We start from the raw sequence: 13,791 nt of genomic DNA on the forward strand, positions 1-13,791 counted from the left end.
AGTACGACGGCAGCCAGAACATCATCTCCAACGCGTCGTGCACCACGAACTGCCTCGGCCCGATGGCCAAGGTGCTCAATGACGAGTTCGGCATCGTCAAGGGCCTGATGACGACGATCCACGCCTACACCCAGGACCAGAACCTGCAGGACGCGCCGCACAAGGACCTGCGCCGTGCACGTGCTGCCGCGATCAATATCGTCCCCACATCAACCGGTGCGGCCAAGGCCATCGGCCTGGTCATGCCGGAACTGAAGGGCAAGCTCGACGGCTACGCGCTGCGCGTCCCGATCCCGACCGGCTCGGTCACCGACCTGACCGCCCAGCTGGCGAAGCCGGCGACGGCCGAGGAGATCAATGCCGCGCTGAAGGCTGCCGCCGAGGGCAAGTTGAAGGGCATCCTGAAGTACTACGACGCGCCAATCGTGTCGAGCGACATCGTCACCGATCCGCACAGCTCGCTCGTCGACGGCGGTCTGACCAAGGTCATCGACGACCAGGCCAAGGTCGTGTCCTGGTACGACAACGAGTGGGGCTACTCCAACCGCCTCGCCGACCTGATCGGCCTCGTCGCCAAGTCGCTCTGACCGATCACCGTCGCACCCCACCACTGTCGCCCCTAGGAGTCCGCACATGGCCGTGCCCACCCTCGACGAATTGTTGGAGAGCGGGGTAGCCGGGCGCATCGTCCTGGTCCGCTCGGATCTGAACGTCCCGCTCGACGACGACGGCGCCATCACCGATCCGGGCCGGATCGTGGCGTCGGCGCCGACGATCCGCAAGCTCGCCGAGGCGGGTGCGGGCGTCATCGTCACCGCCCATCTGGGTCGTCCCAAGGGCGAGCCCGACCCCAAGCTGTCGCTCGCCCCGGTGGCGGCGCGGCTGGGGGAGGAGTTGGGCCGCAACGTGCAGCTGGCCGGCGATGTCGTCGGCCCGGATGCGCTGGCCCGGGCCGAAGGGCTGACCGACGGCGATGTGCTGCTGCTGGAGAACATCCGATTCGATCCGCGCGAGACCAGCAAGGACGATGCGGAGCGCGAAGCGCTGGCGGCGGCGCTGGCCGAGCTCACCGGGCCCGACGGGGCGTTCGTCTCCGACGGCTTCGGCGTCGTGCACCGCAAGCAAGCCTCGGTGTACGACGTCGCGAAGCTGCTGCCGCATTACGCCGGCGACCTGGTCACCGCGGAGGTGAACGTGCTGTCGCGCCTCACGCAAGACCCGGCCCGGCCGTACGCGGTGGTGCTCGGCGGCTCCAAGGTGTCCGACAAGCTCGGCGTGATCGAGGCGCTCGCGCCCAAGGTCGACACCCTGGTAATCGGCGGCGGCATGGCGTTCACGTTCCTGGCAGCACAGGGCCACGGCGTGGGCACCTCGCTGCTGCAAGAGGATCAGATCGACGTCTGCAAGGACCTGCTCGAGCGCTTCGGAGACGTCATCCGACTGCCCTCCGACGTCGTCGTCGCGGACAAGTTCGCTGCTGACGCACAGGCGCAGACGGTGGCCGCCGACGCCATCCCCGACGGTTGGATGGGCCTGGACATCGGACCGGAGTCGGTCAAGCGGTTCTCCGCCGTGCTGTCGGGGGCGAAGACGATCTTCTGGAACGGGCCGTCGGGCGTGTTCGAGTTCGAGAAGTTCGCCGCCGGCACCAAGGGGGTAGCCGAGGCGATCGCCGCCACGACGTCGCAGGGCGCGTTCACCGTCGTCGGTGGCGGTGACTCGGCGGCCGCGGTACGCGTGCTGGGAATCCCGGACAGCGATTTCTCGCATATCTCCACCGGCGGCGGCGCCTCACTGGAGTATTTGGAGGGCAAGGAACTGCCCGGACTGACTGTTTTGGAGGCGTGACCATGTCGAGTACCCGCAAGCCGCTCATCGCCGGCAACTGGAAGATGAACATGACGCACCTCGAGGCGATCGCCCTGGTGCAGAACATCGACTTCCGCTTGCCCGACAAGTACTACGACAAGGTCGATGTGACGGTGATCCCGCCGTTCACCGACATCCGCAGCGTGCAGACCATCGTCGACGGTGACAAGCTGCTGCTCACCTACGGTGCGCAAGATCTGTCCGAGCACGACTCGGGTGCCTACACCGGCGAGATCAGCGGTGCGTTCCTGGCCAAGCTCGGCTGCACCTTCGTCGTCGTCGGGCACTCCGAGCGCCGCACGTACCACAACGAGAGCGACGAGCTGGTCGGCAACAAGGCACTCGCGGCCCTGCGCCACGAACTGACCCCGATCATCTGCATCGGTGAGGGTCTGGAGATCCGCGAGGCCGGCAACCACATCGCCTACAACACCGAGCAGCTCAAGGGCTCGCTCGCGGCGTTGACGCCCGAACAGATCGCCAAGTCCGTGATCGCCTATGAGCCCGTGTGGGCCATTGGCACCGGGCGCGTGGCCAGCGCCGACGATGCGCAAGAGGTGTGTGCGGCAGTGCGCGCCACCGTCGCGGAGCTGGCCGGTGACGCGATCGCCGAAAAGGTCCGCGTCCTCTACGGCGGCTCGGTGAATGCCAAGAACATCGGCGACCTCATCGCGCAGACCGACATCGACGGCGCGCTCGTCGGCGGTGCCTCGCTCAAGGCCGAGGAGTTCGCCACGCTGTCCGCGATCGCCGCGGGCGGACCGCTGCCGTAACCCCGGCCTGTCGTCGCGTACACTTTCCGGTGGCCGTATAGGCGGCCACCGGTCCTCGCGCGCGTCTGCCCGAGGAACCGGAGATAGTTGAGAGCAAGGACCTGACCACCGTGAAACTCGCACTCGAGATCGGAATCGCCATCACCAGCGTGCTGCTGGTGGTGTTGGTGCTGCTGCATCGCGGCAAGGGTGGCGGGTTGTCTTCACTCTTCGGCGGCGGTGTGCAGTCGAGCCTGTCGGGGTCGAGTGTCGTGGAGCGCAACCTGGACCGCATGACGATCGTCGTCGGCCTCGTGTGGGTCATCCTGATCATCGGCATGGAGCTCCACATCAAGCTCGCCAACTAGCCGCTCGGGGGCCACGGTGTGACGCCGTGCGCTCCGGTCGCCGGACCGCTCACCGTCGGGAATACTCGACACATGGGTGATGCAGACAGCGGTTCCGTCGTTCCCGTCCATTCCGCGGCATGGCGGCCGATCAGCACAATCGTCCGCCATTTGGAGGTCGACACCACCGACCGCGCGCTCACCGAGCCGTTGCGCGAAGACATCCGTCTGCTCGGCGGCATGCTCGGCGACGTCATCCGCGAACACTCTGGAACCACCGTCTTCAACCTGGTGGAGGGGTCGCGCCAGGCGGCGTTCGACATCCGTGAGGATCAACTCGACCGCGACGAGTTGGCGGTGAAGTACGCACCCGAGGCCGCCGACGAACTCCTGCCCGTGGCGCGCGCATTCTCGCTGTTTGCGCTGCTCGCCAACCTTGCCGAGGACCTGCACCGTGAGCGGCGTCGGTCGATCCACCTGCGTGCCGGGGACACTCCGCAGAACAGCAGTTTGGCCGCCACCTACGCCAAACTCGCCGCCACCGACCTGACCGACGAGCAGGTGGGCGACATGCTCGCGGACGCGACGGTCGTGCCGGTGATCACCGCGCACCCCACCGAGACCCGCCGGCGCACGATCTTCGACGCCCAGAACCGCATCACCGAGCTCATGCGCTTGCGCGGACGCACCGAGCTCACCCCGGCAGAAGAGGCAGCAACGCTCGCAGCGATCCGGCGCCAGATCCTCACCATGTGGCAGACCGCGCTCATCCGCATCGACCGCCTAACCATCGTCGACGAGATCCACGCCGGGTTGCGCTACTACGACGCGACCTTCTTCGACGTCGTGCCGCGCATCAACAACGAGACGCGGGCCGCACTGTGCGCCGCCTACCCCGAGGCCGGCCTCGAGGATGCGCCGCTGATCCGCATGGGGTCGTGGATCGGTGGCGACCGCGATGGCAACCCGTTCGTCACCGGCGAAGTCGTCGGAATCGCCACCTCGTCGGCTGCGCGACTGGCCTTCGGCCACCATCTCGATCAGCTCGATGTCCTCACCCAGGAGCTCAGCATGTCCGCGCGGTTGGTCACCGTTCCCGACGATCTGGCGCAGCTGGCCGCCGAGGCGAGCCGTGCCTCGGGCGACGAACCGTTCCGCGGAGCACTGGAGACGATCCGCGCCCGGTTGTCGGCCACGGCGATCGACCGGTTGGGACCGTCGGCGACGTCGCTTGCACACCTGGTGGGCGTCAACCGTGGCGGGCGCGCGTCCGCGGAGCCGTATGCCGACAAGCAGGCCTTTCGCGCCGACCTCGACGTCGTCGACGCCGCGCTGCGCGCCAATGCCGACGATGAGATCGCCGACGACCGACTGTTGGCAGCGCGAGAATCCGCGCTCTCCTTCGGGTTCAACCTGTCGGGGCTGGACATGCGTCAGAACTCCGAGGTCCACGAGACCGTCGTCGCGGAACTCCTCGCGTGGGCGGGCGTCCACGACGATTATCTCGCCCTGTCGGAGGACGAGCGCGTGGCCGTGCTCACCGCGGAGTTGTCGTCGCGACGTCCGTTGACCAGCCCCGACGCGGGCCTGAGCGATTTGGCCGTCAAGGAGCTGACCATCGTGCGGGCGGCCGCAACCGCCGTCGCGACCTTTGGACCAGAAGCGGTGCCGAACTACGTAATCAGCATGTGTACGTCGGTCAGCGACATGCTCGAGGCGCTGATCCTGCTCAAGGAGGCCGGGCTCTACGACGCCGGCACGAGCGGCGAGGGCGCCCGGTCACAGCTGCGCGTCGTGCCGTTGTTCGAGACGATCGAAGACCTCCAGCAGGGCGCCCCGACGATCCTCGCGGCCCTGCGCGTCCCGCTCTACCGGGAGGTGGTGACCGCCCAGCAGAACATGCAGGAGGTCATGCTCGGCTATTCCGACTCCAACAAGGACGGCGGATACCTCGCCGCCAACTGGGCGCTCTACCGCGCCGAACTCGACCTGGTGGACGCCGCGAAACAGGCGGGCATCCGGTTGCGGTTGTTCCACGGTCGTGGCGGCACCGTCGGCCGCGGTGGCGGGCCCAGCTACGAGGCCATCCTTGCGCAGCCGCCGGGCGCGGTGCAGGGGTCGCTGCGGATCACCGAGCAGGGCGAGATCATCGCCGCCAAGTATGCCGAGCCGGTCTCGGCGCACCGCAACCTCGAAACGATCCTCGCCGCCACGATCGAGTCGTCGCTGCTCGACGTCGAGGGGCTGGGCGAGGAGTCCGAACGGGCGTACGCGATCCTCGACGACCTCGCCGCCCGCGGTCGTCGTGCCTACAGCGAACTCGTTCACGAGACCGACGGCTTCGTCGAATACTTCACCACGTCGACGCCGCTCTCGGAGATCGGCGAGCTCAACATCGGCAGCCGGCCCGCATCGCGTAAGCAGACCCAGCAGATCTCCGACCTGCGCGCCATCCCGTGGGTGCTGGCGTGGAGCCAGTCACGCGTCATGCTGCCCGGCTGGTACGGGACGGGGTCGGCGTTCGCCGAGTGGATCGGCGACGACGATGAGTCGCCCAAACGGCTGGAAGTGCTGCGCGACTACTACAAGCGCTGGCCGTTCTTCTCCAGCGTGCTCTCGAACATGGCGCAGGTGCTCGCCAAGTCGGATCTGGGTGTGGCGCACCGATATTCGCAATTGGTTCCCGACGAGAAGCTCCGTGAGCGCGTGTTCGGCAAGATCGTCGCCGAACACCGGCTCACGATTGCGATGCACACCGCCATCACCGGCGATGCCGACCTCCTCGCCGACAACCCGGCGCTGAAGCGATCGGTGTACAACCGGTACCCGTATCTGGAGCCGCTGAATCTGATCCAGGTCGAGCTGCTGCGCCGCTACCGCGCCGGTGACGACAGCCGCGAGGTGCGCCGCGCCATCCTCATCACCATGAACGGGCTGGCCACCGCGCTGCGCAACAGCGGGTAGCCCGAACTGTGGTCGAGTACTCGCAACGCGGTGACCGCGTACTCGTGGCGCGGTGGTCGAGTACTCGCGCCGAACGAGCGAGTGTATCGAGACCCTCCGATGTCGGATAAGTTGTAGTTACACACATTCGACCGGCGGGAGGGCAGTGGCGATGGGCGTGGTCCTGCTGGTCATCGGTCTTGTCGGCCTCACCATGACCGTCCTGTCGCTCATCGGGTTAGACATCGACGCAGCCTTCGACATCAGCTTCGATTTCGCCGATTCTGGCATCGGTCTGCTGTCGCTGCTCACCCCGTTCGTCACCGGGTTCGGCCTCATCGCGGGCGGACTCATGACCTTCGGCCATACGTCGACCGCCCTGGCCTTGGGTGCCGGCGCGGTGACCGGGTTGGTTCTCGCCGCAATCGCCGGGGTGCTGCTCTCCTACCTGCTCCGCGCAGGTGCCGAACTACCCAGCGTCGACCTGGTCGGCTCGCGAGTGCGCGTCGTCGAGCCGGTCGGCCCGACCCACTTGGGTACCGGGGAGGTCCAGACCGAGACCGGCGCCCGCCAGATCTCGATCACCGCCGACGAGGACTACGTCCTCGGAGAGCACGTCCGGGTCACCGCCAAGCTCGACGACCGCAACGTCTACCACGTGCAACGCCTGCCTTACGACCAACTCGCCTGACCAAACCGCGCCACCGATTTCCAACGAGAGGACCCACCATGTCGTCGACGCTGATCCCCGCGATCGGGGCCGCCGTAGTACTCATCGTGCTGTTCGTCCTGCTACTGCTGTCGCGCTATCGCGTGCCCGGCGCCGAGGAGGCGTTCATCGTCACCGGCAGCGGCAAAGGCCACCAGGGCAAGGTGTACCGCGGCACCGGCACCTTCGTCCTGCCGGTCGTCCAGAAGGCCACCCGCGTGCAGCTGTCATCGGTAAAGGCCGACCTGGACACCTCGACGCCGGCCAACGACGGCATCGAGTTGAAGGTTCGCGGCGTTGCCGTGGTCAAGGTGGGCGACACCCCCGAGGACATCCTCAAGGCCGGCCCGCGTTTCGGCGACGACCTGATGCGCATCAATTCCCTTGTCACCGAACAGCTCTCCGGTGAGCTGCGCTCCATCGTCGGCACCATGACGGCCAAGAGCATCCTCGTCGACCGCCAGCAGCTCGTCGACCAGGTCGCCCAGTCGATCAAGGAGATCCTGGCCAACCAGGGCCTGGTGCTCGACAGCTTCTCGATCAACGACGTACAGGACTCCGACGGTCAGTACTTCAGCGACCTCGCCGCCAAGGAGCGCTCCGACCAGGCTGCGATCGCCGCGCAGTCGCGGGCCGTCGCCCACCGTGTCGCCGAGCAGAGCCGCATCGAGAACGAGCAGGCGATCATCGAGCAACAGCGCGAACTCGACATCCAGCGCGAAACCGCCCGCCAGGCAACCGACCGCGCCTCGGCCGAGGCCGACGCGGTCCGCCCCCTCGTGGAAGCCGAGCGGCGTCGCGTCCAGGTGGAGAAGGACAACGAGGTCGCCGCCCAGCAGGCCAAGCTGCGCGACACCGAGCTCGACGCCGAGGTCCGCCGCCCTGCCGAGGCCGAGTTGTACGCCGCCCAGCAGCGTGCCGCGGCGAAGAAGGCGGAGATCACCGCCGAGGCCGAGGCCCGCGCCGCGGGCATCCGCATCACCGGTGAGGCCGAGGCGCAGGCTCTGGAGATGCGCGCCGAGGCGCTGGGCAAACTGGACCAGGTCGGTCAGCTCGAGCTGGTGCTGTCCAAGCTGCCCGACATCGTCCGGGCAGCGGCCGAGCCGCTGGGGGAGGCAAACATCACGCTGGTCGGCGACTCCGTCGGCCCGCTGACCCGCAGCGCGGGCGCCGGTCTGGCCGGTGGCCTCGAGGTCATCCGGGGGACCACCGGGATCGACGTCGCCGGGCTCTTGTCCGATCTGAGCGACAAGGTCGTCGGCCAGAAGCCCGCCGACGACGAGAAGGCCTGAACGAGCGCGCTACCGCTTGAGCCCGTGACGGCGGGCAACCATCGTCGTGACCACGCTGCGCGGCACGAGGCGCTTGAGGGTGAACACCAGCGGCGCGTTCGACCCGACGGCGTAGAACTCCTTGGGCTTGTCGGCCTCGATGGCCTTCACCACGGTCTTCGCGACCTTGGCGGGGGTGATGCCGCCCTTCTCATTGGCGTCGAGGTGGGCGATCATCGTGTCGTAGTCGTGCCGGTAGGGCGAGTCGTCGGCGATGTAGTGGGTGCGCCGTTCGCCGATCCCCGTCGCGATCGACCCGGGTTCCACGTGGGCGACCCACACCCCGAACGGCGAAAGCTCCTGACGAGCCGACATGGCGAACCCCTTGAGCGCCGCTTTCGCCGCACAGTAAGAACCGCGATGGGCCAGTGGGAAACTCGCGAGCATTGATCCGACGGTGATCACGCGACCGTAGTGCTGTTCGCGCATGTGCGGCAGCAGCCGCTGCGTGAGCTGCACCGGGCCGAAGACGTTGGTCTGGAAGAGCCGGTCGACGGCCTCGTCGGGGAGTTCCTCCACCGGCCCGGACTGGCTCTCACCCGCGTTGTGCACGACGACGTCGACGTCGCCGACCGCGTCGGCGCAGGCCTGGATCGAATCCCGGTCGGCCAGGTCGAGGGCGACGTACTCGACGCCGGGCAGCCGCTTGTCGTCGGGAATCGTGTCCGGGTTGCGGCTCGTGCCGAGTACTCGGTAGCCAAGGACGGCGAGTTCGCGCGCCACTTCCAGCCCGATTCCCGACGATGCTCCGGTGACCAGTGCGGTCCTGGTCGGCCTTGTCTGCGTCATACAGCGAGCCTATCCCCGCACCGTTTCGTCAATGTCGCATCGATCGGTGATGGTTTGACGAAACCGCGGGGAGCGGGCGTCACCGGGCGACGTAGGCGGCCAGGTGTTGGGCGGTCAACGTCTCACCAGCGGTCACCATGGACTCGGGCGTTCCCTCGAACACGATGCGGCCGCCGTCGTGCCCGGCCCCGGGCCCTATATCGATGATCCAGTCGGCGTGGGCCATGACCGCCTGGTGGTGCTCGATCACGATGACCGACATCCCGGAATCGACCAGCCGGTCGAGCAGGCGCAGCAGGTTCTCGACGTCGGCGAGGTGTAGTCCGGTGGTCGGCTCGTCGAGGATGTAGATGCTGGCCTTCTCGCCCATCTGGGCGGCGAGCTTGAGACGTTGGCGCTCGCCGCCGGACAACGTCGTCAGTGGTTGGCCTATGCGCAGATAGCCAAGTCCGACGTCGGAGAGTCGGTGCAGGACCTTGTGCGCCGCGGGGGTCTTGGCGTCGGCGGCATCCTCGACGTCGCCGGCAAAGAAGGGGAGGGCCTGATCCACCGACATCGCGAGCACCTCGCTGATGTCGCGTCCGCCGAGCTTGTAGTCGAGGACCTCGGGCCGGAACCGGCGGCCCTCGCACTCCTCACACCGCGTCACGACGCCGGCCATCGTGGCGAGGTCGGTGTAGATGACCCCATTGCCCTTGCAGGTGGGGCATGCCCCCTCGGAGTTCGCACTGAACAGCGCAGGTTTCACACCATTGGCCTTGGCGAATGCCTTGCGAATCGGTTCGAGCAGCCCGGTGTAGGTCGCGGGGTTGCTGCGCCGCGAGCCCCGGATCGCGGTCTGGTCGATGGTGACGACGTCGTCGCGCGGGCTGACCGAGCCGTGGATGAGGGAGCTCTTGCCCGAGCCGGCCACCCCGGTGATGACGGTCAGCACGCCGAGCGGGATGTCGACGTCGACGTCGTCGAGGTTGTTGGTCGACGCACCGCGCACCTCGAGGGCACCGGCGGGTGTGCGCACCGACGGTTTCAACGAGGCGCGGTCGCCAAGGTGGCGGCCGGTCAGGGTGTCACTGTTGCGCAACCCCTCGACGGTCCCCTCGAAACAGATGGTTCCGCCGTCGGTGCCGGCGCGCGGTCCGAGATCGACGACGTGGTCGGCGATGCCGATCGTCTCGGGCTTGTGTTCGACGACGAGCACGGTGTTGCCCTTGTCGCGCAGCCGCAGCAACAGGTTGTTCATCCGGGCGATGTCGTGCGGATGCAGGCCCACCGTCGGCTCGTCGAACACGTAGGTGATGTCGGTCAACGACGATCCGAGGTGGCGGATCATCTTGGTGCGCTGCGCCTCGCCACCCGACAATGTGCCGGTAGGACGCTCCAATGCCAGGTATCCCAGGCCGATCTCGACGAAGGAGTCGAGCGTGTCACTCAAACTCACCAGGAGTGGCGCCACGGTGGGGCGGTCCAGGCCGCGGACCCAGTTCGCGAGGTCGCTGATCTGGATCCGACACGCATCGGCGATGCTCGTGCCGTCGATGGTGGCGGTGCGCGCGTGCTCGGCCAACCGGGTGCCGTCGCACTCCGGGCACACCATCGAGGTCACCGCCCGCTCGATGAACGCCCGGATGTGCGGCTGGACCGAATCGATGTCCTTGGACAGCATCGACTTCTGGATCCTGCCGATGATGCCCTCGTAGGTGATGTTGATGCCGTCGACTTTGATCTTGGTCGGCTCCATGTAGAGCAAGGCATCGAGCTGCTTGGCGGTGAAGTCCTTGATCGGCTTGTCCGGGTCGAAGAAGCCCGAGCCCCCGTAGACGCGCCCATACCAGCCGTCGGGGGTGATGCCCGGGACCTTGATAGCGCCGTCGTTGAACGAGCGCTCCTCGTCGTAAATCTCTGTCAGGTCTATGTCGGAGACCACGCCCATGCCCTCGCACCGGGGGCACATGCCGCCCAAACTCTCGAAGGTCGCCTTCTTGGCCTTCTTGTCACCGACCTTGATGGCGCCGGCACCGCTGACCGTCGGGACGTTGAAGGAGAAGGCCGTCGACGGTCCGACGTACGGTGCGCTGCACCGACTGAACAGGATCCGCAGCATGGCGTAGGCGTCGGTGATCGTTCCCACCGTAGAGCGGGGATTGCCGCCGATGCGCTCTTGGTCGACGATGATCGCCGTGGTGAGGCCGTCGAGAACGTCGACGTCGGGGCGGCTCAACGTCGGCATGAATCCCTGGACGAAGGCGCTGTAGGTCTCGTTGACCAGGCGCTGCGATTCGGCGGCAATCGTGCCGAACACCAGGGAGCTCTTGCCGGATCCTGACACCCCGGTGAACACCGTGAGGCGGCGTTTGGGCAGGTCGACGCTGACGTCGCGCAGGTTGTTCACCCGGGCGCCGATGACGCGGATGAGGTCGTGGGAGTCAGCGGGGTGGAGGTCGGGCATTCTTCGAACCTAATCGTCGGTGGCGGGTGAGGGGACTGCGAGCAATCGGGCGGCGACACCGTCGAGGATCACCTGGAGGCCGAAGCGGTAGGCGGTCTCCGCGTCACGGGCAGCACCCTGCGCTTCGCCGGAGGCGGCACCGACCCGGCTGGCCAGTGGGAAGCGGACGTCCAGACCGAGCACGGCGAGCTTGGCTCCCTCGCGCTCCCACCAGACCTGTGGATCCTCCTCCGCACGCTCGGTTGCCGCGTGGGCCATCGACCGTGCGTTGGCACGCGCAAAGTCGTGGATGAGAGTGAGGATCCCGTCCATCTCGATGTCGGTGAGGCCGAGCGGTTCGACGACGCCGAGTTCGTGCTCGTATTTGGCGAGAGTCCCAGGTCCGAGGGTTGCGCGCTCGGACTCGACGTCGGTGAGCCACGGGTGCTCGGCGAACAGTCGCAGGTTGTCATCGGCGAGGGTGGTGAGCTGCGCCCGCCAATCACCGGTCAACCGATCGTGGGCCATCGTCGCCCGCGCGTCGTCGGCCATCAACTCGAGGAGTTGCTCCCTGCTGTCGACGTAGGAGTACAGCGACATCACGGGAGTGCCGATCTGCGTCGCAACATCGCGCAGGGAGAACGCCGACCCTTTAGCGTCGGCGACCGCGATTGCCGCCTCGACGACCTGCTCGGTGGAGAACTTGGGGGGACGGCCTCGTTGCTTGCTGGGAACCTCGTTGCGCCAGAGCAGGTCGATCGTGTCCATCGGTGCTCCTCGCTCGACTGCCGACGATTATCCGTATAGCGTACGGGTAGTACTTCACGTACGCTATACGACTAATGATTCAAGTACATCGTACGCGAAAGGACCTCGGAATGCCGGGTTGGCCGCGGGCGTTGTCCTTGGCATGTCCCCGAATGAATTCGACCCGCGCACACTTATCGCTGAGAGCCGGATCGGGATCCTGGCGACGATCAAGTCGAACGGGGTTCCACAGCTGTCACCGGTCACGGCCGTCTACGACAGCGAAGCAGACATCATCTATGTGTCGATGACGGATGGTCGGGCCAAGACGGCCAATCTGCGGCGCGACCCGCGGGCGGCGATCGAGTTCACCAGCCCCGACGGATACACCTGGGCGACCGCGGAAGGCGAAGTATCTCTCATCGGGCCCGGCGACGATCCCGACGGCCCGGAGGCCGACGCCCTCGTCGACTATTACCGACGAGGGGCCGGCGAACACCCGGACTGGCAGGAGTACCGCCAGGTCATGGTCGACGACAGGCGCGTGCTGATGGTGCTACACGTCACCCGCGTCTACGGCGCCAAACTGCGGTAGGGGACTAGCCCTTTTTCCCGGTCACAAAGCTCAGCAGCCACAGCAGGATCACCGAGCCGAAGATGGCGGTGAAGAAGGTGAACCACCAGCCGCCGCTGGCAGTGTCGAAGGCGAAGCTGAGCAGCCAGCCGCCCAACAGGGCGCCGACGACACCGGTCACGATGTTCAGCAGGATCCCCGAACCCTTGCCCTTGACGATCTTGCCCGCGATCCAGCCCGCGAGCGCGCCGATGATGATGTAGCCGATCCAGCCCACGGTGGTCGTCGTGGTCGAGCGGGCGAGCATCTCGGTGGACGCCTCAAGAATGGTCACGATGTTCTCCGTTCACAATCACACCCGACGATCGGGCTACTTCCACCGTGGCACACCGGGACGATGTTGTCTCGGATAAAGATCGGCGTTGTTGGATTGAATCGGGCGGAGGGTCAGCGCGCCTGCCACACCGGTGCACGCTTCTCCGCAAAGGCCCGCGGGCCCTCCATCGCGTCCTGACTGCTGAAGACCGTGCCGAGTTCGGTCAGGTTGGCAGACCACAAAGCGGCGTCGCCGACGACCTCGCCATCGACGATGCGTTGGGCCAACCGCTTCGACGCCTGCACCGCCAGGGGAGCATTGCCGGCGATCTCGGTGGCCAGTGCCATGACGGCAGCGCGCAGGCCCTGGTCGGGCACCACGTCGTTGATCAGGCCGTACTCCTTGGCCTTGGCTGCGGTGATGGGGCGACCGGTGAGCAGCAGTTCCATCGCCACCTTCTTGGGCACCGCGTCGACGATCCGGAACGCGCCGCCCGCTGCTGCGAAAAGTCCGCGCTTGACTTCCGGAAGGCCGAACGACGCGGATTCCGCCGCGACGGCCAGGTCGGCGGAGAGGACGAGTTCGGTTCCGCCGCCAAGTGCCGTGCCGTTGACGGCTGCGATCACCGGTGTGCAGACCGGGTGGCTGACGACGCCGGCAAAGCCCCACTTCTGACGCTCAGGATCAGACGGTCCGATGTTCTCGCCACGCGACAGTGCCTTGAGGTCGGCACCCGCACAGAACGATTGGTGTCCGGAGCCAGTGAGGACGATGACCCTGACCTCGGGGTCGTCGTCGGCAGCCTGCAGGGCCAGCCCCAGGGCGTCGGTCACCGCGGTGTTGATCGCGTTGCGTGCGTCGGGTCGATTGATCGTAAGGACGCACACATGTCCGGTGTGTTCGACGAGGACGGCGGGGTCGGCGTCGTCGGTTTGGCTCACTGCTCCACCTCTCATAGGAGAGGGGACGACGTGCCTGATGCCGCGACG

The 13,791-nt window shown here is 66.9% G+C and carries 13 protein-coding genes; 8 read left to right on the top strand and 5 right to left on the bottom strand.

The genetic code is table 11. The annotated features are described in order from the left end of the window. The 7 genes from B4L26_RS05760 to B4L26_RS05790 form a co-directional block, all read left to right on the top strand. On the top strand, nt 1-587 hold a 587-nt coding region (locus tag B4L26_RS05760), incomplete at its 5' end, for a type I glyceraldehyde-3-phosphate dehydrogenase (protein WP_290716918.1). Between the two features lie 46 nt (nt 588-633). After that, nucleotides 634-1,848 carry a phosphoglycerate kinase gene (locus B4L26_RS05765; RefSeq protein WP_290716920.1) on the top strand — a complete coding sequence of 405 codons (1,215 nt, stop codon included), beginning with the start codon at nt 634-636 and terminating at the stop codon, nt 1,846-1,848. Between the two features lie 2 nt (nt 1,849-1,850). After that, a complete protein-coding gene (tpiA, locus tag B4L26_RS05770; RefSeq protein WP_290716922.1) occupies nt 1,851-2,642 on the top strand; it encodes a triose-phosphate isomerase in 792 nt (263 codons plus the stop codon). A gap of 110 nt (nt 2,643-2,752) precedes the next feature. Then, the gene (gene secG / locus B4L26_RS05775) at nt 2,753-2,989 is read left to right on the top strand and encodes a preprotein translocase subunit SecG (RefSeq protein ID WP_290716924.1); all 237 of its coding nucleotides are present in this window, start codon (nt 2,753-2,755) and stop codon (nt 2,987-2,989) included. A gap of 72 nt (nt 2,990-3,061) precedes the next feature. Further along, nucleotides 3,062-5,932: a phosphoenolpyruvate carboxylase gene (ppc, locus tag B4L26_RS05780; RefSeq protein ID WP_290716926.1), complete on the top strand. Its 2,871-nt coding sequence runs from the start codon at nt 3,062-3,064 to the stop codon at nt 5,930-5,932. Nucleotides 5,933-6,083: 151 nt separating this feature from the next. Beyond that, on the top strand, nt 6,084-6,602 hold the full coding sequence (locus B4L26_RS05785; protein ID WP_290716928.1) for a hypothetical protein: 519 nt from the start codon (nt 6,084-6,086) through the stop codon (nt 6,600-6,602). A gap of 38 nt (nt 6,603-6,640) precedes the next feature. Further along, nucleotides 6,641-7,912, top strand: coding sequence for a flotillin family protein (locus B4L26_RS05790; RefSeq protein ID WP_290716931.1), 1,272 nt, complete (start codon nt 6,641-6,643; stop codon nt 7,910-7,912). Between the two features lie 9 nt (nt 7,913-7,921). Here B4L26_RS05790 and B4L26_RS05795 read toward each other — a convergent pair whose 3' ends face one another. From B4L26_RS05795 to B4L26_RS05805, 3 genes are all read right to left on the bottom strand, one after another. Next, entirely contained in the window at nt 7,922-8,740 is an 819-nt protein-coding gene (locus B4L26_RS05795; protein WP_290716934.1) for an SDR family oxidoreductase, read from the bottom strand. A gap of 79 nt (nt 8,741-8,819) precedes the next feature. Beyond that, nucleotides 8,820-11,186 (bottom strand): excinuclease ABC subunit UvrA, encoded by a 2,367-nt coding sequence (locus B4L26_RS05800; protein WP_290716937.1) that lies wholly within the window; start codon nt 11,184-11,186, stop codon nt 8,820-8,822. Between the two features lie 9 nt (nt 11,187-11,195). Beyond that, the gene (locus B4L26_RS05805; RefSeq protein WP_290716939.1) at nt 11,196-11,933 is read right to left on the bottom strand and encodes a TetR/AcrR family transcriptional regulator C-terminal domain-containing protein; all 738 of its coding nucleotides are present in this window, start codon (nt 11,931-11,933) and stop codon (nt 11,196-11,198) included. A gap of 142 nt (nt 11,934-12,075) precedes the next feature. On the opposite strand from B4L26_RS05805, the gene B4L26_RS05810 reads away from it, so the two are divergent. Next, nucleotides 12,076-12,507 (top strand): PPOX class F420-dependent oxidoreductase, encoded by a 432-nt coding sequence (locus tag B4L26_RS05810; protein WP_290716941.1) that lies wholly within the window; start codon nt 12,076-12,078, stop codon nt 12,505-12,507. A 4-nt stretch (nt 12,508-12,511) separates the two neighbouring features. Here B4L26_RS05810 and B4L26_RS05815 read toward each other — a convergent pair whose 3' ends face one another. Beyond that, nucleotides 12,512-12,793 carry a GlsB/YeaQ/YmgE family stress response membrane protein gene (locus B4L26_RS05815; RefSeq protein ID WP_409563536.1) on the bottom strand — a complete coding sequence of 94 codons (282 nt, stop codon included), beginning with the start codon at nt 12,791-12,793 and terminating at the stop codon, nt 12,512-12,514. Between the two features lie 140 nt (nt 12,794-12,933). Next, nucleotides 12,934-13,758, bottom strand: coding sequence for an enoyl-CoA hydratase-related protein (locus tag B4L26_RS05820; RefSeq protein ID WP_409563448.1), 825 nt, complete (start codon nt 13,756-13,758; stop codon nt 12,934-12,936). Nucleotides 13,759-13,791 lie beyond the last annotated feature (33 nt).

Origin of the sequence: Gordonia sp. UBA7599 (genome assembly GCA_002477755.1) — a bacterium.
Classification (GTDB): Bacteria; Actinomycetota; Actinomycetes; order Mycobacteriales; family Mycobacteriaceae; genus Gordonia.

Excerpts from the sequence above, each read along its gene's own strand:
- B4L26_RS05795 (WP_290716934.1), bottom strand. The coding sequence starts at position 8,740 with ATGACGCAGACAAGGCCGACCAGGACCGCACTGGTCACCGGAGCATCG.
- tpiA (WP_290716922.1), top strand. The coding sequence starts at position 1,851 with ATGTCGAGTACCCGCAAGCCGCTCATCGCCGGCAACTGGAAGATGAAC.
- B4L26_RS05810 (WP_290716941.1), top strand. The coding sequence starts at position 12,076 with ATGTCCCCGAATGAATTCGACCCGCGCACACTTATCGCTGAGAGCCGG.
- B4L26_RS05765 (WP_290716920.1), top strand. The coding sequence starts at position 634 with ATGGCCGTGCCCACCCTCGACGAATTGTTGGAGAGCGGGGTAGCCGGG.
- B4L26_RS05785 (WP_290716928.1), top strand. The coding sequence starts at position 6,084 with ATGGGCGTGGTCCTGCTGGTCATCGGTCTTGTCGGCCTCACCATGACC.
- B4L26_RS05805 (WP_290716939.1), bottom strand. The coding sequence starts at position 11,933 with ATGGACACGATCGACCTGCTCTGGCGCAACGAGGTTCCCAGCAAGCAA.
- B4L26_RS05815 (WP_409563536.1), bottom strand. The coding sequence starts at position 12,793 with ATGCTCGCCCGCTCGACCACGACGACCACCGTGGGCTGGATCGGCTAC.
- B4L26_RS05790 (WP_290716931.1), top strand. The coding sequence starts at position 6,641 with ATGTCGTCGACGCTGATCCCCGCGATCGGGGCCGCCGTAGTACTCATC.
- B4L26_RS05820 (WP_409563448.1), bottom strand. The coding sequence starts at position 13,758 with ATGAGAGGTGGAGCAGTGAGCCAAACCGACGACGCCGACCCCGCCGTC.
- ppc (WP_290716926.1), top strand. The coding sequence starts at position 3,062 with ATGGGTGATGCAGACAGCGGTTCCGTCGTTCCCGTCCATTCCGCGGCA.
- B4L26_RS05800 (WP_290716937.1), bottom strand. The coding sequence starts at position 11,186 with ATGCCCGACCTCCACCCCGCTGACTCCCACGACCTCATCCGCGTCATC.